Origin of the sequence: Haemophilus sp. oral taxon 851 str. F0397, from assembly GCF_000242295.1 — a bacterium.
GTDB lineage: Bacteria > Pseudomonadota > Gammaproteobacteria > Enterobacterales > Pasteurellaceae > Haemophilus.
Window position 1 is genome coordinate 4,068 of sequence record NZ_JH591076.1, and the last position, 20,660, is coordinate 24,727.

Sequence of the window (20,660 nt, forward strand, 5' to 3'; positions counted from 1 at the left end):
GTCCAAATTTCTCTGTCACCTCACGTTGGAAATCAAGTTCTTTTTGAACATCATCTTTATTAAAACGCTTCTCTAATTTACCACTTTGACTTGGCGCACTCTATGTAGTGATATCGGTTTTAATCTCAGCAATCTCTTCTTGCACCGTTTTGCCTGTATGTTTTAATTACTCCGCATCATCTTTAATCATGATATTTTTTGTACTGCAAAGGCGAAGTCAATAGCCATCGCCGTTTAGGTGTCTTACTCGCTCGTGATATTTCCGTAGAAAAAGCATTAGAAAAAGTAGAACGTGCTTACGCGAAGTTGGATGTGAAATTATAAGGTTTTCTTAATATAAGCATCTTTGAAAATACAAAAGTGCGGTCAATTTTTGAGAGGTTTTAAAACTCTGTGAAAATTGACTGCACTTTGTATCTAAAGATTTTAAATTATATGCTTTTCAAATGTTGAAAGGCATATAAATCTATCGCCCCAAAGCAATATATTTTGGGAAGATATTTCAATGCTCTTGTAACTTATTACCAAGGCTTAGCATACGGTTTGCAGTGTTTTTTTTCGCCATTGAACACAAAGAGGTTTATCCCACATTATTGTATTTCCACAGACAGGTCTGCCCTCTAAGCACCATTCTTTTTTTTCGAAGCAAAGATTTACTTTCAGATCATCACTTTCACCAATGACAAAATCCATACCACAATCTTCCATATCTTTTTTTTCTTACTAAGATATTTATATGCGGCTTTAGGATCTGAGCTTAAAAATAGCATATTCTCATTATATAAACTTCAACCCAAATAAGGTGGCGCAGATTTAAATTAAACTAGTTATAAGAGCTACTATTTAAAAAATAAAATTTGTATAAGACAAACAATAATCCCTATAACAATACCTATTTTTATAGAAGGATTTCTAAGAAAATAAAAACCTTTTTCCTTTGTTGTATTTTTAAATAAATATTCATCATCAGAATGGATATATGTATCCTCTAAAGAGTTATATGTCTCCCCTTCATCTCCTCTAACTCTAGTACCATCATTTAACTTTTCAGCAATAGAAATTAGCTTTTCTATATGCTTATCATTCGTGGTATTAATGTAATATTCACCTTCAATACCTTCAGTATAAAAAATAGTAAAAGAAGGATCATCTTTATCATAATAAAACTCTAAAGTTCCATTTTTATTTATCTCTTCCTTCATGTTGAATTCTTTAAATAAAAACTCTCTAAACTTTTCTTTATTCATGATTAGTTTATAAGAAATATCTTTCTTATCCGTATTAACTAAAGAAACATGATAAGCCATCATTTATCCTCTTTTTTACTGTTATTACTATTTATAATCCCCAAGGCTTAGCATCAAGTTTGCTGTGTTTTTTTCGCCATTGGATACATATTGGTCTATTCCACATTGTTCTTTCTTCACAAATTGGTCCTCCTTTCAGATACCACCCCTTACTTTCCAAGCAAAGGTTTACTTCTTCGTTATCACTTTCACCACTGACAAAATCCATACCGCAATCCTTCATATCTTTTTTTCTTCTAGCAAGATATTTAGTTAAAACATCAGGATCTGAGTTCGGAAATAATGCTTTCTCGTTATGTAGCTGCCAATGATCATGTGGTGGTGGAGGTTGAAATCCTCCAAAAGAACAAGCATTGATTGTTAGCAAACCAAATATAAAAAATAGAATCTTCATATCATTCTCCTTTTGATTTATTTAAATTAAAAATGGTTTGCTCATTTCCCATTTTTAGCTCTTTCTCTGTTCGATATCCATCAATAACGCATTGTCTTTGCCCTAGTCCATGGCAATTATGTACTGATGAACGTTCATTACTAAATATATCTGCTATTCGCTGTAACCAGCTTTTATTCAGATTATTTTCAGATGTCGTTGCAGGATTTCCCCCCAATAAAATTGGCATACTACCTACTGGCTTAAATCGATATAGCCTTCCCGAGCCGTGATTTCTATGCCTTTCGCGCCGTTAATTATGTTACCTAGTCCACGAATGTCTTGCTCGTGATAGTCTGCGTGAGCATGTTTAATACCGGTGCCAACCTCAACTCGAGCTTATCGTGCCGGTGCTAAGGTCGTTAATTGCCTGATAACCCTGTAAGGCCAGCACCGCGCCGGTGCGCGTAATCATAGGGATAATAAAAAGTGCGGTCCAATTTTACGCGTTTGATAAAACACTGCAGAATCTTACCGCACTTTGACGACACTTAACGTTTATGTTTTGCCCACTATTCGCAAACAAAAACATAAGTGTTTTTTCCTCTCACTCGACTTTGCTATCTAATCCCAAAATCCCTTTTCGTGTAAGCAGTTATTTAATTCCATGTCCGCTTTTTCCTTTTCTTCTTCAGTGTTTTTGGGTAAATATTTTGTTTTTTCACGACAAATATCCCATATTTTTTCTTCTTTATCAGATAATTTAGTTGGAATATCACCATTCCACCATCCGACAAGATAAGAACCTTGCTCTAAGCCGCAACCGGATAAAGTAAGAATATATATAATAGTTAATATGATTTTTTTCATAATTAATTACTCCGGTGTTACTATTTTAGGTAATATAGATTTTTTATAATCAATCTTCTACTAAGAGTAAATTTGAATTTAATTTTGTTTGCATATTTTTTGGAACATCATCTATACTACCAGTATCCTTCTTGTTCCATGCAGGCTCTTGTATATGGAACTCTTTTCGATCCATCAGGATCTATTGATTGAGGATACATTTCTTCAGATTTACGTATACATAGACTATATGCCTCCATTTCATTTTGAGATGGCATTACTCCGTTATTCCAAAATCTTTCAATGGGGTCATCAAATAACACTCCACAGCCAGATAAATAAAATATTAAAGGTAAAATAAAAATAAAATATTTTATGCATTTCGTGTAGTTATCCGTTTGCTGTGTGGCATTGTTATAATCATCTCGATCTATACCACAACTAGATAAAGTAAGAATATTTATGATCGTGAGTGTAAATTTTTTCATAAAAGAAATTATTATTAATACCTTTTTTCTTTCATGCAACTATCTACATATTCCATACGATCATAGTATCCTTCTCTTTCGTTAGGATATATTTCATAAGCCTTATCAAGACATTTTTTAATTTCACTCATCTTAGATTCGGAAGGACGAATACCATCATTCCAAAACCTAACTATGGGATCATTGACATCTGAAATACAAGAAGTCAGTAATGTAAATAAAGGTATTAATATATTTTTATTCATTTTATTATCTATTTAGCTTTAATTGGTAAAGACAGATTGGGATTATCTTTTATGGATTTCCATTATCTTTAGAAATATATCTCTCCTTTATTTTTAATAGTCTATGTAGTATGTGAATCAAATATTCATGCACGAATAAAAAAAATTAATACATGAATCCACTTTTCTCACTTTGTTATTTTATTCTTACATCCTCATCAGTAAGCCATTCATACTCCTTAGGTATGTCTTTATATAAAGGTGTTCCATTTACTCTCATACAATGAACAAAAATATCACTCATATTAACTCTATAAGTATCGCCATATTTATGTTTTTTCTCATAAAACAATGAGTTAGTTAGCTTGTTGCAGTATTGTTCATTTTTAACCCTCAATAACTTTGTTTCTTGAGGTTCGTTTTCATAAAAGACTCGTCTTTCTTTATCAAATTCAGCTGCGTTATTCATCACAGAATAATCTCCATTCCAAAACCTATAAATAAAGCAGGAATTACTACTACTTAAGCAACAAGATTGCAAAATCATTATGAAAGGTATTAATTTTATGATATTAGCCATTATTTATCTCCGCTATATTTTATAATTTTTGGTAAAGATGGATTAGCATTTTTATCCTTGGGATCCCATATTTTTATAAAGTCATCTGAATATTTATTGAGAACTTTTGTCTCTACAATATTTCCTTTATTATCTATAAAGTCTCCATTTTCATTAATCAAATGGTCACTAGGAATCTCAGCATAATAACTACTATGAGAGTAACACCATAAACATGATCCACCGGTCGTATCATTAAAACCTGTCAAACCTAAATTCCATTTATTACCTACAAAGTCAGCTTTATGAACGGCAGACTTAACTTCTGCTCCATCACTCGATTGCCAATTTCCATTTTTATCTTTATAAATATAACCACCATTATTTTCAACTAGATTATTCTTGTAACTTTGTACATTCGTTGCTGTACCAAAAAAACGGGACTCTCTAATTGGAATATTCGTTAAGCCATTTCTATTTGCATATTGAAGCGCCACACTTGCGGTTAAACCACCTCGACTATGATTACTAAGATCAATTTGGTAACCATTTTGTTTTGCATAATCGTACAACTTAACATTTGCTTTCTCTGCAGTGGTTAATGGTAATCTACCACCTAATAAATCATTCGTTTTATCATACGCAGCATAAAGCATTTCTGAAATAATATTACCTGTTGGTCGATTATAGACAACAACGACACCCTCTTTGTTTGTATCCCATTTATTTTGCTTAATCGCATTTTTTAAAGCATCATCAAACGGATTAAAAATGCCATTATTAGAAATAGTGATTACATTATTTAAATCACTAGGTTTTAGTTCAGAAATATCGAAAATTTGTCTTTTATAACCAATCTGAGCCTTTTTATCATTTTCTTTAGGTCTCAATGCTCCATCCATATTATGGTCTGCACAATATAACGAATCCTGCTTACACTTCTCTAACCAAATTTGCTCTGGTGAGAACGCTGTGCGAGTCATGGGAGTACCCACAGCTGCTGAACTGGTATATTTGAGCGCTGTAGAATTACCCCAACCATATACCCCACCTAAAACAAGATCTGTTACAAGAGACGCTCTCTCCCATGTATCAGCTTGTTCCTCTAACTTAAGAGACTCATCAGTGTTGTAACCTGTTTTGCCATCCTCACCTCTATTGTTTCGGCGAATTTCTACTGCCTCCGCACGTTTTGCATCTGCAATTTTGAGAAGTTCATCTTTAATTCCTTGACGAGTCTGGTCAAATTTTTCTGTGACCGAACGTTGAATATCGAGTTCTTTTTGAACATCATCTTTATTAAAACGGTTCTCTAATTTACCACTTTGACTTTGAGCACTATCGAGAGTGATATCTGTTTTTATAGCAGAAATTGTTTCATTGACCGTTTTCCCCGTTAGAGACTCTTGTGTACTTGTATCACGAATTTCAATATTCTTAGTATTAATACCACTTTTTGTTGTGCTTGATTGGCTATCCTTGTCATAACCAAATCCAACGCTATGTGTTGTTTCTACAGAATCCCATCCAGCTGCTAAAATTGGATTATCCGTTTTTACTGTAGTTTCTTTACCGTTCGCATCTCTATACAAAGGCTGGCCTTCCGCATTTTTCGCCTGAACGCCACTTTGTGCTTGACCATCTTTACCAAATGGTGTTTCAAAGTTAGCTGACACACTGCCACTCACACCAAAACTGCTGCCACTATAATTTGAGTGATTTTCAATATCTGAATGGGTAGTACTGGCAGTATTAAAATGGTTTTTGCCATCTGCTTCTGCCTTTTGGGTAGAGGTAATCAATGCACCTTTAAGATCGGTATGTTTATTAACATTAATATCATAACCTTCATCTCCGGCATAAATTCCTGCCTGTTCATTCACGCTTGCATGATCAGCATTGATTTTCGATTTATTGAAACTGCCTCCAACGGATGCGCCATACCCCACTGTCACACTACCATTTACATTCATTTGTTTACCATGGTAGCGAGATTTATCTTGTAAACTTTCGATATTCAAGTTTTCAGCATTAAGTTCTACTCGTTTGCCTTTTACTTGGCTGCCAATAATATTGGCATCACCACTGGCTTGAATCACGGTTTTACTCTGGCTATCACCTACATGGCTTGCAACATAAGTGGTTTCATCACCATTGCCGTAACCTTTTCCGTAATTACCGCCTAAAGTAGCCCCGGCAACCGCACCATTACTCACTTTAATGGCTACCCCTGCATTAAAACCACTCGATTTATTAGTGCTACGTTCTTGGTGGTTTTGTTCTGTGGCTTTAATATCGACTTGGTTATCTGCAATCAATGTTGTGCCTTGCTTGCCAGAGATGTCTGAACCTTCAATATTAATGTTGGAATCCTTTCCTGCACCCGTTGCCACAATATTCACTTTGCCGCCTGCATTAACTTGAGATTTGGCTGCGGTTTTTCCTTCAGTATGCGTGCGAGATTCATTTTTTTGTTGGCCATAAGTGATTTGAACACCGATCAAGGAGTCGACATCCCCTTCACCATTCATAAAATCTTTGACATCCGTTACAGCTTTAGTTCCAGATTGATAGGTACGATAAGCATCAAAACCAGCATTAGCTGCCGCCATCGCATTCACACGATCATGCTTACTCTCACCTACTTGTCGAGTTGATTGCACCACGCCTTGTGCTGCTTGAATAGCAGAAATAACAGGAGAGGTAATAGCAATCGTTAAACCTTTTTGTTCAAAGGTTTGTTTGGTATTGGTTTCATATTTATCCTCTGCCGCTTTAATATCGACTTTTTTTGCCAGAATATTTACATCACCTTTAATGGCACTCACTATACTTGCTGTCTGAGTATATGCATTCTCTGCAACCATTGTGGTATTGTTATTAAGACTTCCAACTTGGCTGCCGCTAGCATAAAGGCGAGTTTGATCATTTTCTAAGGTTTGTTTTTGCTTGCCGATCGTAAAACCAATCCCTCCACCCAATAAACCGGATTTTTTAGTCATTGAAAAATCTTCTGAATACACCCGGTTTTCAGCTTCTTTTATATCAATATTTTTTCCTGCAACTGTTAATCCATTTTCTGCTACTACATTCGAACCTTGTACAGTCACATTGCTATCAGATTGTATACGAATTTTATTCGCATCCAGGGTCGAACCTTGAGCAAGATCATAATCATGCTCATGTTTAATTACTCTTGTTACTTTACTTAAGCCCTTATCTACAGTTTTCACACCACTGCTTAGCAGTTCTTTATTACGACCTTCTTTAATTTCAATATCGCCTTTTGAAGCAATCAGTGCATTACCATCAACATGTAAATCATTGCCAATAATACTCACCTTCTCACCACCAATATACTTCACATCTCCGCCAACATTCAGCCGATTTCCTACCTGCATGTCTTGCTCTAAACGATAATAGTTGTCACCAGAACCATAATGCTCTTTATTATGGGTATCTAACACGCCTAGCTCTAATTTACTCTTCGCATTAAATACTGCATCACCAGCAATATTGGCTTTCGCGCCTTTTACCGTAATATCTTCATCAGTATAAATTTGTACCTCTCCCTCTTTATTGGTGAGATTAATCTCTGCTACTTTACCAATTGTTTTTTGGTGGAATTTACCATCATCTTGGGTTTCAGAAACGCTTCCCTCAATTTGAACTTTTTTCGCTTGAGCAAGAATCACATCTTTTCCTTCAATCACACCACCAATATTTTTAAGGGTATTTTCTGCCACTAAGAGCACTGCATCACCCTGGACACGTCCTTTGTCATTCGTGATGTTATCTGCATTAATGCTAACGCCTTTGTTCCCTAAAATAGTGCCGCTATTCTCAACTTGTTGAATACCATTAATAACAACCTTATTCGCCGAAATAATCGCCCCTTCACCATTCACTTTAACATTGCGTGGTGCTAAATAAACTTTTGGTGCCAATACTGAAACCTTCTGACCATTTGGTAAAACGGTTTCCTGTTTCTCAAACCACACCAAATCAGAGGTCAGCTCTTTCATCTGAGCTTCAGTTAAAGCAACTCCCGGTACCAACTGCCATTTTTTCGCATAAAGTACCCCATTATCCATCAAGGTTTTATATTGAGCATAATCGTTATCATAACCATCTAAGAAACGTTTACCCGTTAATTGGTTAATCTGTTCGTTAATCAAACGTTGTTCGTAATATCCATCCCCTAAGCGTTTTAAGAGATTTTGTGCATCATTTCTCAATGCATTAAACATATAATCGCTACTTAACCAAGTGCGTTTATCTGCAAACTGTGGATCGGTTTCGACCACATAATGACTTTGTGGATCTTGATTAATTTTATATAAGCTCGCATTAGGCAAACGGACTGCATTATTCACTGCGCCTACTGCCTCTGCCTCATTACGCGCCCCAATAGTAGATTGAGAGCTCGCCTCTTTCACCGCAGCTAAATCACCAATGTTATTTTTCACCACATTGAAATTAAAATACTCGGTAGCATGCTCACGATGGTAATTATCTTTCCATTCGGTTTTATGACCATAACGTCGTCTAACTGGGTTTTTATCTCTATAAGAAAGTAATTGACCATACTTCCCGTCATCTACTCGATGAATTTCCCCAATCTTATCTTCATTGATAAGCTTGGTCGCACCTGCAACTAAATCTTTATGGTTTGGATTAGCAGATACAGCACTGTCCCCCAAATAAAGGGTTTTACCCACTAATAATTTGCTATATTGGTTTTTTAAATCATCGCCAGAAAGGGAAAGATTGCCACCAATTAAGATTTTACCTGGGTCTTGACTATCGATACGGTCAGTTTTTGTGGTACGTGTATATTCCCATTTATGCCAATCATCTTGATTAAGGCGAGGGCGTCCATCATTAAAATTAAACCAGGCATTACGGCTTTTTCGATTCCAATCAATTTCGCCCACACCTTTAGGTCCAGTGCGATAGCGAGTACTATCCTTATGTAGAGCATATTCAGTAAAGCCTTCATAAGAAGTGTCTACACCAAGAGTCAGATGTAAATCTGTATTCAACAATTTCGCCGTGTTAATTTTTCCATCACCTAACGCTTCAATCGTCGCACTACCATTAAAGACTTCACCAGCTTTACCTACCGCTTTACCTTGTTCATCAAGCTGACCGCCAATCGCAAGATCTCCTAAACTTAAAACCAAACCATGATCTAAGTTTTTCATCTTCTCCACACCTAAATCTAGGCGTTCACGTGCAGCAATAGTGGCAGAAGCGTCACCTTCTTTATCGTTAGTCAGATTTTTACTAGCAATGGACAAATGATTACCGTAGAGTCGTCCAGTACCAAGGTTGTTGAGAGACTCTGCGTCAATACGGTTTTTAATCCCATCAATTAAACCACGGTTGGTTAATTGACTAGTAACAATATGGGTAACTTGAGAGGCGATTTCGCTACCATCCAGATTATCAATTTCTGCCGCTTTAACCATCACACCTTGTCCTGTGCGTAACTGGGTTTTATTGGTAAACTTACCGTCGGTAGAAAATTGTAAATGGCCATCTACTTGGAACGCTTTATTTAAGGTAAAGCTATCTTTCAGCGCAATATCAGCATCGCCAGTAGAACTAATTTGACCTTCATTCTCTAGTTTTTTCGCGGTTATGGAGAGTTTTTCTCCAGCATGTACACGCCCTTCATTGTTATCAATGCTTGCTGTATTTTTATCCCCTTTAATGTGAAACTCACCATCAGATAAAATTTCACCTTGGAGGTTAACTAATTTATCTTTCAGAGAAATATCCGCTTTTTGGGAGACATAAATACCGCCTTGCTGATTCGTTACATTATCAGCTTGTAACTCAAGAGCTGTTGCTTTTATTCCCTGCTCATTTTGACCATTCGATTTAGTACCACTGTTATCTAAGTTTTTTGCTTTAATTAATACTTTTTCAGAAGCAACAATTAAAGAGCCTTTATCCGATTGCTTGCGGTTATCCACGTTGTTCGTATTAATCTGAACCTGTTTACCTGCAATAACACCCTGTTTATTATCAATGTTTTGACCATTAAGTTGTGTCTGAGCTTTAGCATAAACGGTGCCACGGTTCTCAATATTCTTTTTCGCATTGAGTTGAGCATTTTCGCTCCCCCCAATAAAGCCTTCATTCACAATCTTACCTTGGCTATCGATTTTTACGCTTCCCGCAGATGCACCAATGTGCCCCGCATTGCGTACACCAAGGCCTTGACCGTTATCCACTAAATGGATTTTCTCCGCATACATCCCACCTAATTGGCTCACATCTACACTGTAGCTTTGGTTGTCGCCTTGGGTATCAAAAGTGCGGTCAGTGTTATCGGTGTTTTTATCACCCACGTACACAACCGAATCGTTGGTGCGGTCAACATTATTTTTACCCGTGGTGACTTTAATGCCTTTCTTCGACCAAACCCCACCTTTGATTTCCGCTTTCTCCGCGATAATATCAGTGTAATCAGATTGGCTGTTATCCATCCCTTTTTGACCAACCGTCACTTTACCGCCTTTTACGCGATAGCTTTTTAACTCACCATTTTCTACTTCTGCTTTACCGGTTGTCAGGGTTGTTCGCCCCGCATTAATCACACCACAGCCATCACATTGGATACCACTTGGGTTGGCAATCACCACATCCGCTTTTTTACCTGCCACTTCCACATAGCCTTTTAAACGGCTTGGATTAGCGGAATTTACCTCGTTAAGAATGACTTTCGCTTCACCACGAGCAAGATTCGGGTTACCTTGCACCCAGCCCGCCATTTGAGTTTGTGCTGCTTTACGGGCATTGTTTAATACGGCGCCTTTCTCTGCTACATCAAATTGCGAATATTGGTTACGTGATACCCCACCTGCACTTGGTGTTTGAATATTCACTTGCGGTAAACCATTCGCTGTTTGAAGTACAGTGGGTTGTTGATTACCTGGTGCAGATTTATCTGCACGAATGGCCATATCTTCTGCATGAATAGAAGGCGATAAGAAAACAAAACCTAATGCCAACATTAAGCTAAAATGAATAGGATTAAGTGAAAGTGCGGTTGAAAATAATCCTGTTTTTTCTTGTTCTGGACTCACATTTTCACTTTGCGCTTTACCTTGAGATTTTGCCAGCTCTGAGACCACCACAAGCTGGTTTAATACACGGCTAAAAATCACTTTATAATGACGTTTATTCATTTTTTAATTTCCTTTAAAGTTTTAAATTCTGTTTGATTTTAATCAATTTATTCATCTAAAAGCGTGAGCATTAAAAACGGTAGCTCACATTAAATCCGGTTGTCACATGACTGGTTCTAAATCCTTCCGGTTTTTTAATTGGAACACCCACAAAATAATCATAGTTAATGCCCCATAGTTTGCCGCGAAGTCCAATTGCACCACCCATTAAGCTATCACCAATTTGAAGCTCTTCTTGGCTGGAATGCACTTTACCTCGGTCAATCCCTAAATAAAGCTCATGTCCCTTATTGGCGATATTCCAACCTAGCTCATTTCGCCATAACCAACCTTTTTCACCGGAAAGTGATAGCTCGCCATCAAATCCGCGTACGGTATAACGACCACCAATACTAAATTTATCTTGTTGTGTTAAAGGTGTGCCGTTCCATTGTCCATTCCAGCTAGTGTTAAAGCGAAAAGGCTGATTGCCGATAGTGAAAGGGTAGGTAAAATCAATGCCTGCAGTAAAAATCTGCATGCGGGAAGTGCCTTCACCAAACGCCTCTTCCGGTGCAGGTAAGGATTTATTCCCACCCGTACCACGTTTGTAATTCGTACTAAGTTGTAACGTTGCATTACCAATATACTGAGTATGATTAAGTCCCACTTCCCAACCAGCAGTTCGACGACGTTGCACTTCAATTTCGGTGTCATTGATATAGTTATGGGATTTTTTCGTCCATAACGCGGCATTCACATAGGTTTTATAAAGACTTCCACGCGATAATAAACGGCTTAAATTCGCTTTCATTTGCTGGCTTTCGCCCGAATAGGTATAAGACTCAAATGCACCCGCCACCGTTTGGTGATAAGAATATTTTGAACCCGAAAGGGTTAAGAGGTAATTCTTCCAAGGAATAGAATAATAAAGACTGATGTTTTTGCTGCCATAATCCCCTTCCGCATCATCGCTATCACGTTTAAAGCTGCGCGTACCGCTGATATAGAACATATCATTAAGTGTTAGCACGTTATCCCAAGAAAACGTGGCTGAACCCTGTAAACGCCCCGTAGCTTTACTGCTTGAATCATCTAAGCCCAAAGTCAAATGAAAAGGTAAGCTTTGCTTATAAGCAATCACCACATCGGTTTCACCTACCGCATCCGTTGGTACTAGCTCCATATTCGCATCAGCGCTCGGTACACGTTTTAAGTTTTCTAAACCTTGTTCAATATTGCGAATATTTAATATATCCCCCTGCGCCATTGGCATGGCAAACCACAAGGTACCACGAGTAGCAAATGGAATTGCACTTTGGTCTTGTAATTGAATACGGCCTACTTTACCTGGAATCACGGTTAACACGAGCATGCCTGAACGTAAATCCTGCGGCTCGACCACCACGCGTGTAGTGACATAACCCAAATCAATTAAGCGATTTTGAATACGACGAAGTAATACATTAATCCCCTCAGAGCCAATACAAGCAGGCAGCGCAAAATCACGCCCAGCATAAGCAGACTTTAATGTCCAAGAAAATTGGCTTGGTTGGATTAATTTAAGGGAAGAGGCTGATGGATTTTCTTCAGCTTGATAATCGGTCAGCACCAATTGATTGATAGGAAAACATTGCGCTTCATTTTTTGGAAAACCACGAGAGGCTTCTTTTTCACCCTCTAAACGCACATTCGCGGATTGCGTTTGCTGCGCTAAAATAGCCGCATCTTGTTCGGCTTGTTGCCTCTTTTGTTTAGCATCGATTTGTTTTTCTAAATTGGCATTTGGCGAGCTTGGCGCTGAAAAACCAAAAGGTGAAATAAATAATAAACTATAAAGAAAAAAGTGTGAGGATTTTTTCATTGTTACCCTAAAGATAAAGTGATTAATAAATTATGGTTGATAAGATATCAAAATCTATTTAAAAAGACTATAAAGTTTACATCGGTAATTTCTGTTATTTTTCATTAGTTTAAATATAAAAAAATCTACATCAAACTTGTGCTTGATGCAGATAATTTACTTATTGGCTATGAATATAAAATTAATCACCTAATTGAACTGGCTCAACTTTCCAAATTCTCTCTGCGTACTCTTTAATCGTGCGGTCAGATGAGAAGAAGCCCATATTCACGATATTTTGAATGGTGCTTTCAATCCATTGGTCACGTTGTTTGTATTTTTCATCTACGGCTTTTTGAGTTTCTACATAACTACGGAAATCAGCGAAAGCTTGATAATAATCGTGATATTGCAAGCCTTGTAATAGTTGATGATAACGTTGAGGCTCTTCTGGTGAGAATTTACCTTCAATGATTTGATCCACGACTGTGCGTAATTGAGCATCATTTTGATAGTATTCAAATGATCGATACCCTTCTCGACGAAGTTGCTCAACTTGTTCCACGGTGTTACCGAAAATAAAGATGTTATCTTCACTCACGTTTTCCAAAATCTCCACGTTCGCACCGTCAAGTGTACCGAGTGTCAATGCGCCATTTAAGGCAAACTTCATATTACTAGTGCCAGAAGCCTCTGTACCTGCAAGTGAAATTTGCTCTGAAATATCCGCTGCTGGAATAATCAACTGGGCAAGGCTTACGCTGTAATTTGGAATAAATACAACTTTTAAACGGCCTTTCAAATGATCATCGTTGTTGATTACATTCGCCACATCATTAATTAAATGGATTGTTTGTTTCGCTGCATAATAAGCCGAAGCGGCTTTACCAGCTAAAATAAATACACGTGGTTGCCAATCTTTTTCAGGATGAGCAAGCATTTCATTGTAGCGAGCAATAATATGCAATACGTTCAACATTTGACGTTTATATTCGTGAATACGTTTGACTTGAACATCAAATAACGCATGTGGATCAAGTTCAACACCTAATTCAGATTTCACGTATTCCGCCAATTTCACTTTATTCGCAAATTTAATATCCGCAATCGCTTCTTTAAATGCTTTTTCTTGCGTAAATGGTTTAAGTTTTTCGATTTGACTTAAATCACAACGCCATTCTGAACCAATGTATTTATCGAATAAGTCTGCCAATTGTGGATTCGCAACGGCTAACCAACGACGAGGGGTAATACCGTTTGTTACATTGGTAAAGCGTTCTGGGAAAATACGAGCAAAATCTGCAAAGGTTGAAGTCACCATTAAATCAGAATGAATTTCGGCAACCCCGTTAATTTTGTGTGAACCCACAACGGATAGCCAGCCCATACGCACTTTACGTTGATAACCTTCTTCAATCAATGAAACTCGACGAATAAAATCGTTATCCGTGGTGACGTAAGAACGAACATACTCTAAGAAATGATCATTGATTTCAAAAATCATCTGTAAGTGACGTGGTAAGATTTTCGCCATCATTTCTACTGGCCAAGTTTCTAACGCTTCCGACATCAAAGTATGGCAGGTGTAAGAGAAAATGTTACGCGTCATCTCCCACGCTTTTTTCCATTCAAAACCTTCATCATCCACTAAAATACGCATTAATTCAGGAATTGCTAACGCTGGGTGGGTATCGTTTAAGTGGATCGCCACTTTATCTGCCAAGTTTTCAAGGCTATCGTGGGTGCGTTTGTGACGGCGTAAAATATCTTGAAGTGATGCTGATACTAAGAAATACTCTTGACGTAAACGCAATTCGCGACCATTCCAAGTAGAATCATCCGGATAAAGTACACGTGATAAGTTTTTATTTGCTGAATGTTCTTCTAATGCCGCTAAGTGTTCACCGCGGTTAAAATCTGCAAGATTAAATACTTCACCTGCATGAGCAGACCATAAGCGTAATGTTGCTGCAGAATTGTTTTGATAACCTGGAATCATTTGGTCGTAAGCAAGTGCGGTCACTTTTTCGGTATCTTGCCAAATGCATTTTTTGCCTTCGAAATGAATATTTCCACCAAATTCTACGGTAAAGCGTTTAGATGGGCGAATGAACTCCCAAGGTGCACCTTTTTCAAGCCATGCATCTGGGCACTCGACTTGCTGACCATTTTCGATTTTTTGGCGGAACATACCATATTCATAACGAATACCGTAGCCCATACCAGGTAAACCAAGGGTCGCAATAGAATCCATAAAACAAGCGGCTAAACGACCTAAACCACCATTACCCAAGCCAGGATCAACTTCTTTTTCTAAAACTTCTTCTAAATCCACATTTAATTCAGATAAGGCTTCTTGTGCTAATCCATAAATACCTTCTGCGATCATGGCATTAGAAAGGGTACGTCCAATTAAGAATTCCATTGAAAGGTAGTAAACACGGCGAGCATCTTCCGCTCGAGTTTGGCGAGCGGTGGTGATCCAGCCTTCGGTGACTAAATCACGCACGGCATGGAGTGTTGCGTTAAGCCAATCGCGTTGGCTCGCTTCACGCGGTGATCGACCAATTAAAAAAATAAGCTTATAAACAATTGATTTTTTGATTGCCTCAACAGTCATTTGTGGGCGATTGTATAGGAATGGAGAATCAAAATTATCCATTATCATAAGTAAAACCTCGGTTTGAATGTTAAAAAATTATCTATAATAAAAGAGATGTTGATTTAAAAATTCACGCACATTTCAAAAATCAATCGAAATAGACCGCTCTTTGTATCCGAGAACCTTTATACCTCTAATAAATTCGTTCAAATTTTATGCTTATCTTGTCGAAAAACAAGCATAATCACAGAGCTTGCAACAATAATCTACAAACAGACTGTTACTCTTAACGTTTATAAATAAAACTACAAACGTTCATAAAGCGCACGATATTGTTCTGCTGCTTTACGCCAGCTGAAATCTTGTGCCATCGCATTCGCTCGCAATGTTGACCAGACTCTCGGTTTTTGCCAAATATCAAACGCTTGTTGAATACTTCTGCGTAAATCTTCAGCTGTCGCTTGCTCAAACACAAAACCAGTTGCCGTACGATCTTTAATATTTTCCGGTGTACTATCCACCACCGTATCGGCTAAACCACCCGTTTTACGAACAAGAGGAAGGGTGCCATATTGCAAACCATAAAGTTGTGTTAAGCCACAAGGCTCAAAACGACTTGGCACTAAAATCACATCACCACCAGCCACTAACAAATGTGACAGTGTTTCATCGTAACCAATTTTGACTGCAACATTTTGTGGATAACGTTCAGCAAGCTCACGAATCCCTTGTTCAAAGTGCGGTGCGCCAGACCCTAAAATCATCAACTGTCCGCCTTGTTTTACAATTTCATCCGCACTTTCAATCAATAAATCCACGCCTTTTTGCTCGGTTAAGCGGGTTACCATCACAAATGCCAATGCATTTTCATCTTGCGGTAAATTAAAATAAGCTTGCAGTTCAGCTTTATTCTGTTTTTTACCTGCCATATGTTTCAATTTGTAACGATGCTGAATATATTGATCGGCATTTGGATGCCAAATATTTTCATCTACCCCATTAAGAATCCCCACTAAACGCCCTTGAGATTTTAAACCAGAAAGTAAACCTTCTAAGCCATAGGCAAATTCAGGTGTTGTAATCTCTTTGGCATACGTCGGGCTCACTGCAGTGCTAGCATCGGAGTAAAATAAGCCTGCTTTTAAATAGGAAATCTGCCCAAATAACTCTAAACCATCAACATTAAACATGCCTGCTGGCAATCCAATTTCAAATAAATGCTGATAATGGAATTGCCCTTGATACGCTAAATTATGGATTGTAAATACAGATTTTGCTGGACAACCTTTATTAAATAAATAAGCGGCACATAAACCAGCATGCCAATCATGAGCATGAACGACATCTGCACGCCACCAACTATCTAAACCAGTAGATAATTCAGCGCCAACCCAACCAAGTAAGGCAAAGCGTTTATAGTTATCACCATAATCATTATAGTAACAATCGTGATATGGATTCCCCTCACGCGCATATAAATGTGGCGCATCGATTAAATAAACACCCACGCCATTATATTCGCCGTAGCGCAACACAACATGTCCCGCAAAATTATCAAATTCAGCAACAACTTGTGTATTAGAAATACCTGCAGAAATCGCTGGATACGCAGGCAATAAAACGCGTGCATCAAGCCCTATTTGATTTTGCGCTTGTGGCAAAGCTCCTAGAACATCGGCTAAACCGCCTGTTTTGAGGAGCGGATAAAATTCTGAGCAAACGTGCAAAACTTTCATTTAATTTTTATTTTCCCTATAAAACATAAGTAATACTCGATCCCCCCCTCTTTAGAAAAGAGGGGCTGGGGGAGATTTGATTACGAGGCTTGAAATTCTAATGAGGTTGATTTCACTTCTACCAAATCTCCTCTCTTCCTCTTTGCTAAAGAGTGGCTATAAAGTGCGGCCAAAATTAACCGCACTTTTTTTCATCATTAATCTAAATGCTCTTCAGAGACGACTTCTTCCCCTTCTAATTTTTTCAGCATTTTCGGGGTAACTAGAATCACTTTACCAGTTGAACTGATACGGAATCGTTTTTTATCTTCTTCCATATTCACACCAATTTCCATGCCATCTGGAATAATACATTCACGGTCGAGAATACAGTTTTTCAATATACAATTCTTACCGATTTTAACTTGTGGCAATACCACGCAATGATCCACTTTTGAGAAAGCATCAATTTTAACGCGATCGAATAGCACGGAATTACTGATAGAGGCATCAGTAATCACACAACCACCGCCAATTAAAGAATTATCGACTGGATGAACATTTGAATTTTTGTAGAAGAATTTTGACGGGTAAGCTTGAATTGGATTACCGCGAATTGGCCAACTTTGATCATAAATATCAAGCTGTGGATTTTCAGATACTAAATCAATATTAGATTGCCAGAAGCTATCTAATGTACCCACATCACGCCAATAAATTTCACCTTCAGTATTACGTCCCATGCAAGAACGGCTGAAAGGATGCGCATAAAGGGTTTCTTCTGCTAAACATTTTGGTAATACATCTTTACCAAAATCGTGGCTAGTTTGTGGTGTATTGACTTCTCTCTCCAACATTTTGTAAAGATAATCCGCATCAAACACATAAATCCCCATTGATGCGAGTGAGATATCAGATTTACCTACCATGGCTGGCGGATCTTTTGGTTTTTCAACAAAGGCTTTGACTTTTAAATTTTCGTTTACTGCCATGACACCAAATTCATGTGCTTCAGAGCGTGGGACTTCAATACAACCCACCGTACATTTTGCACCGCTGTTCACATGGTCCATCAACATGACGCTATAGTCTTGTTTGTAAATATGGTCACCCGCCAAGATCAAAACATATTTAGGGCGATAGTGATCACGAATAATCGCCATATTTTGATAAACCGCATCCGCCGTACCACGATACCAAGTTGAATCATCAATTTGTTGACGAGCAGGAAGCATATCAACAAACTCCCCTTTTTCTTGTGGTAAGAAAGACCAACCTGTTTGCAAATGACGAAGTAAAGAATGTGCAGCGTATTGAGTCACTACCCCAATTCGGTTCAAACCAGAGTTAATACAATTAGAAAGTGCAAAATCAATAATACGGCGGTTACCACCAAAATAAAGGGCAGGTTTTGCACGTTTATCCGTAAGTTCATGCAAGCGTGAACCGCGTCCACCCGCAAGAATAAGCACCAAAGTATTTTTAACTAAATCATATTTGTTAAGGTCGCCAGCTTTCATAAGGATCTCCATAGTCTTATAGTTATTCGTCACTCAGCATACAAAAGCCCATTGAGCTAAGCTCTGCTTGTTGTGCATCGAGGGTTAAATTATCTGTGCCGATTTTAGGTGTCCATTTTCCATCAGGTAAGTGAAAGACCTGTCCTTCGGCTTTGGCATTAATCAATAAAAGACAATGCTTATCTAAAACTACTTGTAATGCTTTGGTTTGTTGATTTTGCCAATCGTCAACTGTCATCTGGTTACTGTGAATGTTAAGCCATTGCACATTGTCACCTGACCACCATTGATTCCGATTTAAACTACCAATTTGCTTACGCGCTGCAATCGTTTGCTTGGTAAGTTCAAATAATTCCTTGTTAAAATTTGCCCATTTCAGCCAAGTAATCTCGTTATCTTGGCAATAGGCATTATTGTTACCATATTGAGTGTTGCCGAACTCATCCCCCGCCAAAAGCATAGGTGTGCCATTCGCAAGCAATAAACTCATTAATAATCCACTTTGTGCAAAAGTGCGGTTATTTTTCACCGCACTTTTTTGCGGTTCAGAAAGGGATTCAACAGAACCTTCTACCCCATGGTTATAACTGTAATTTTCGTTGCGACCATCACGATTTTCTTCGCCATTCGCTTCGTTATGTTTTTGGTTATAACTCACCAAATCTTGCATGACGAAACCATCATGGGCGGTAATAAAATTAAGCGTTGTGTGTGGCAAGCGATCATTTTTCTTAAATAAATCACTAGAACCTGCAAAGCGTTCTGCAAATGCGCCAATTTCACCACTTTTCCATAACCAAAAACGGCAAAGATCATCACGAAAACGATCATTCCATTCAGCAAAGTAACTCGGGAAATTCCCGACTTGATAGCCGTAATGTCCGATATCCCACGGCTCGGCAATCAATTTAATATTTTGTAAACTTGGCTCATTTTTTATGTCAGTAAAAAGCTGAGCTTGTGCATTAAAATCGGGTGTATCACGCCCAAGCACGGAGGCTAAATCAAACCGAAAACCATCAACATGACATTGCTCAGCCCAATAACGTAAACAATCTACGACCCACTTTCGCCCAACATCAGAGGATAAATTGAGCATATTGCCGCAGCCTGTCCAATTGATATAACGCCCTTGATCGTTGCGCCAATAGTAAGTTTGATCATCAATACCACGCTGGCAGAATGTGGGGTAAGTTTGCTCTGATTCTGCGGAATGATTAAATACCACGTCTAAAATAACTTCAATACCCGCTTTGTGAAACGCCTTCACCATCGCTTTAAATTCAGCTAATGGATTATTTGTTGCCGCATATTTAGGTTCCACCGCAAACATAGCTAAGGGATTGTATCCCCAATAATTTTGTAAACCTCGTACCTGTAAGTGCGGTTCATTTATATGGAAATTTACAGGTAGCAATTCCACTGCTGTCACACCTAGTTCTTTTAAATAAGCTAAATTAGTAGGATGACTTAAGCCCGCATAGGTGCCCCGTAATTCAGCGGGAATCTTGTCATTAAGTTGACTAAAACCTTTAACGTGCAATTCATACACAATGGTTTCCGCCCAAGGCGTATTGGGTGCTGTTTCATTTTCCCAATCAAAATCTTCAGAAATAATCACCGCTCTTGGCGCAATATGAGCATTATCGCGATTATCATTCATTAAAAACCAAGAACGACTTTCTTCAGTAGTTAAATCTGGTTTACCATTCACCGCTTTTGCATAAGGATCGAGCATTAATTTATTTGGATTGGCATGTTCACCGTGAATGCGGAATCCATATTCTGCCCCGACCTCAGCACCTGCTACAGCTAAATGCCATACATTATTTGTGCGAGCCATAGGAAAGCGAGTTTCCTTATCGCCATCAAACAGACAAAGTTCCACACCACTCGCCGCAGCAGAGAACAGTGCAAAATTAGTCACCTTCACACCATTCTCGGTGAATATTGAATAGCCCATTGGTGCTGGTTTGCCGTTATTATAAATCGTAAACAT

14 protein-coding genes and 1 pseudogene are annotated in these 20,660 nt (G+C 38.1%); 1 reads left to right on the forward strand and 14 read right to left on the reverse strand.

What is annotated here, in order from left to right; all coding sequences use genetic code 11:
* Positions 1–198 precede the first annotated feature (198 nt).
* A pseudogene (purT, locus tag HMPREF9096_RS05335) lies at positions 199–324 on the forward strand (phosphoribosylglycinamide formyltransferase 2); the annotation flags it as partial.
* Positions 325–531: 207 nt separating this feature from the next.
* On the opposite strand, the gene HMPREF9096_RS09345 reads toward purT, so the two are convergent.
* The 14 genes from HMPREF9096_RS09345 to glgX all read right to left on the reverse strand — a co-directional run bounded on the left by HMPREF9096_RS09345 (position 532) and on the right by glgX (position 20,660).
* Positions 532–708 (reverse strand): hypothetical protein, encoded by a 177-nt coding sequence (locus HMPREF9096_RS09345; protein WP_009500276.1) that lies wholly within the window; start codon positions 706–708, stop codon positions 532–534.
* Positions 709–839: 131 nt separating this feature from the next.
* Positions 840–1,310, reverse strand: a complete 471-nt coding sequence (locus HMPREF9096_RS05330) for a hypothetical protein (protein ID WP_009500277.1) — start codon at positions 1,308–1,310, stop codon at positions 840–842.
* A 28-nt stretch (positions 1,311–1,338) separates the two neighbouring features.
* On the reverse strand, positions 1,339–1,701 hold the full coding sequence (locus HMPREF9096_RS09385; protein WP_009500278.1) for a hypothetical protein: 363 nt from the start codon (positions 1,699–1,701) through the stop codon (positions 1,339–1,341).
* Position 1,702: 1 nt separating this feature from the next.
* Positions 1,703–1,930: a hypothetical protein gene (locus HMPREF9096_RS05320; RefSeq protein WP_009500279.1), complete on the reverse strand. Its 228-nt coding sequence runs from the start codon at positions 1,928–1,930 to the stop codon at positions 1,703–1,705.
* Positions 1,931–2,304: 374 nt separating this feature from the next.
* Complete coding sequence (locus HMPREF9096_RS05315; protein WP_009500281.1) at positions 2,305–2,550, reverse strand: hypothetical protein; 246 nt, start codon at positions 2,548–2,550, stop codon at positions 2,305–2,307.
* A gap of 116 nt (positions 2,551–2,666) precedes the next feature.
* Positions 2,667–3,017, reverse strand: a complete 351-nt coding sequence (locus HMPREF9096_RS09305) for a hypothetical protein (RefSeq protein ID WP_009500282.1) — start codon at positions 3,015–3,017, stop codon at positions 2,667–2,669.
* 14 nt (positions 3,018–3,031) lie between these two features.
* Complete coding sequence (locus HMPREF9096_RS05305; RefSeq protein WP_009500283.1) at positions 3,032–3,262, reverse strand: hypothetical protein; 231 nt, start codon at positions 3,260–3,262, stop codon at positions 3,032–3,034.
* A 175-nt stretch (positions 3,263–3,437) separates the two neighbouring features.
* Positions 3,438–3,821, reverse strand: a complete 384-nt coding sequence (locus HMPREF9096_RS05300) for a hypothetical protein (protein WP_009500284.1) — start codon at positions 3,819–3,821, stop codon at positions 3,438–3,440.
* The gene (locus HMPREF9096_RS05295; RefSeq protein ID WP_009500285.1) at positions 3,821–11,002 is read right to left on the reverse strand and encodes a hemagglutinin repeat-containing protein; all 7,182 of its coding nucleotides are present in this window, start codon (positions 11,000–11,002) and stop codon (positions 3,821–3,823) included. The genes HMPREF9096_RS05300 and HMPREF9096_RS05295 overlap by 1 nt, the downstream gene beginning before the upstream one ends.
* A 70-nt stretch (positions 11,003–11,072) precedes the next feature.
* A complete protein-coding gene (locus tag HMPREF9096_RS05290) occupies positions 11,073–12,845 on the reverse strand; it encodes a ShlB/FhaC/HecB family hemolysin secretion/activation protein (RefSeq protein ID WP_009500286.1) in 1,773 nt (590 codons plus the stop codon).
* A 181-nt stretch (positions 12,846–13,026) separates the two neighbouring features.
* Complete coding sequence (locus tag HMPREF9096_RS05285) at positions 13,027–15,492, reverse strand: glycogen/starch/alpha-glucan phosphorylase (RefSeq protein ID WP_009500287.1); 2,466 nt, start codon at positions 15,490–15,492, stop codon at positions 13,027–13,029.
* Positions 15,493–15,731: 239 nt separating this feature from the next.
* Entirely contained in the window at positions 15,732–17,162 is a 1,431-nt protein-coding gene (glgA, locus tag HMPREF9096_RS05280) for a glycogen synthase GlgA (RefSeq protein WP_009500288.1), read from the reverse strand.
* Positions 17,163–17,359: 197 nt separating this feature from the next.
* The gene (gene glgC / locus HMPREF9096_RS05275; RefSeq protein WP_032803350.1) at positions 17,360–18,661 is read right to left on the reverse strand and encodes a glucose-1-phosphate adenylyltransferase; all 1,302 of its coding nucleotides are present in this window, start codon (positions 18,659–18,661) and stop codon (positions 17,360–17,362) included.
* Between the two features lie 22 nt (positions 18,662–18,683).
* On the reverse strand, positions 18,684–20,660 hold the full coding sequence (gene glgX / locus HMPREF9096_RS05270) for a glycogen debranching protein GlgX (protein WP_009500290.1): 1,977 nt from the start codon (positions 20,658–20,660) through the stop codon (positions 18,684–18,686).